We start from the raw sequence: 1748 nt of genomic DNA, 5'->3' as shown, positions 1-1748 counted from the left end.
CCTGGCGTACGAGCGTCTCGCCCAGCAGGTCGCCGAGGCGGCGGATGTCGGAGCGCAGCTCGGCGCTCGCGGAGGCGGGAGCGGAGTTCCTTGGCGAGGAGCTTCTGCCGGTTCTCGCGGGGCATGTCGGCGTACCGCCAGGACTCCTCGCCGAGCCGGTCGAACATCTGGCCGAGGGCGTGGTGGTGGGCGTCGGCGTGTTCGCGTACGTCCATGGTGGCGAGCTGGAGGCCGAACGCGGCGAGGGTGCGGATCGTGCGGTCCATGCGGCCGTCGGCGAAGAGGCCGCCGCGGTACTCCCGCAGGGACGTCTGGATGAGCGTGAGGTCCGCGAGGAGTTCGGCGGTGCCGAGGTAGTCGCGGCCCGGCTCGTGCGGGGTGTTCTTCGCGAGGCGCTCGCGGGTGTTGACGAGCTTCTGCCGGATGCAGGTGGCCTTGAGCCGGTAGGGCTCCTCGGCGTTGAGCCGCTTGTAGCGGGGGCTGATCTCCGGGAGGCGCTGGAGGTCGGTGGCGAGGGAGTCGAGGAGTTCCTCGGTGGCGCCGGTGTAGCGGATGGAGTTGGAGAGCTGCCCGCGCAGGGTGTCGATCATGTCGAGCGCGTCGGTGATGCCGTGCTCGTGCTGGAGGATCAGCACGTCGCCGGTGACGGCGGGCGTGACGTTGGGGTTGCCGTCGCGGTCGCCGCCGATCCAGGTGCCGAACGTGAGGGGGCGGGTGCCGTGCGGCATCTCGACGCCGACGCGTTCGAGTTCGGCGGTGAGGTCTTCGAGGACGTCCCCGACGGCACCCGCGTGGAGTTCGTCCAGGTAGTAGATCGCGTTGCGGGCCTCGTCGGCGGGCTCGGGCCGTACGACGCGGAGTTCGTCCGTCTGCCAGATCAGGTCGATCGACTCGGCGAGGCGCAGGTCGTGGCGGCGCCGGTCGGACGGGTTGACCGGGGTCTCCAGCAGCTCCGCGATACGGCGGAGCTTGTTGAGGACGGAGCGGCGGGCGGCCTCGGTGGGGTGCGCGGTGAAGACGGGGCGCACGTTGAGGTTGCGCACGGTCTCGCGCAGGTGCTCCGGGTCCGCGTCCTTCAGGCGGTCCGCCGTGCGGGCGAGCAGGCCGCCCTCCTGGGCGCGGCGGTCGCGCAGTTCGCGGCCGCGGTGGACCTGCTCGCTGACGTTGGCCAGGTGGAAATAGGTGGAGAAGGCGCGGACCAGCTTGGCCGCGGTGTTCAGATCGGTCTCGCCGAGGAGCTCGGCGGCTGCCTCGCCGTCCTCGCGGGTGAGGGCGCGGACGCGTTCGACGAGATCGAGGAGGTCCTGCCCTTCCTGGCGTACGAGCGTCTCGCCCAGCAGGTCGCCGAGGCGGCGGATGTCGGAGCGCAGCTCGGCGCTCGCGGAGGCACCGGCGGAGCCGGCGGGGGTACTGGCGGCCTGGGCGCGCTGGGTGGGGGTCTGGTCGGCACTGCTCACAGGTGCGGCTCCTTGCAGTGTTTGAGCACGTCTGGAGGGTTCTGGAGGCTTCAGACCGCCTGCCGGTCGTCGCGGGGCAGCCGGTCGTGCGGACCGCGCTGTCCGACGGGCACCAGGATATGTGTCTCGGCCCCGACGTTATCCACAGGCCTCTCGTCGCGATAGGGGCGCTGCGATACTGAGGGCCTGCCGTCGCGGCACGCGGCGGGTTCGCGGCGGCGCCGCAACGGCGCTCGTGAACCCGCTCGCGGCGCCGCTGCGGGACCGTGCGGCGTCGCTCGCGGCGGCGGG

1 protein-coding gene is annotated in these 1748 nt (G+C 72.2%); it reads right to left on the bottom strand.

Features of this window, described 5'->3' with window-relative positions; genetic code table 11:
- Positions 1-1370, bottom strand: a 1370-nt coding sequence (locus tag LCE31_RS39205; RefSeq protein ID WP_225023026.1) for a phosphoenolpyruvate carboxylase, incomplete at its 3' end; no start/stop codon positions are given.
- Positions 1371-1748 lie beyond the last annotated feature (378 nt).

This window comes from Streptomyces sp. 8L (genome assembly GCF_020176795.1).
GTDB lineage: Bacteria > Actinomycetota > Actinomycetes > Streptomycetales > Streptomycetaceae > Streptomyces.
Note: the sequence above shows the minus strand (reverse complement) of the source record. Positions and strands in the feature narration are given on the sequence as shown.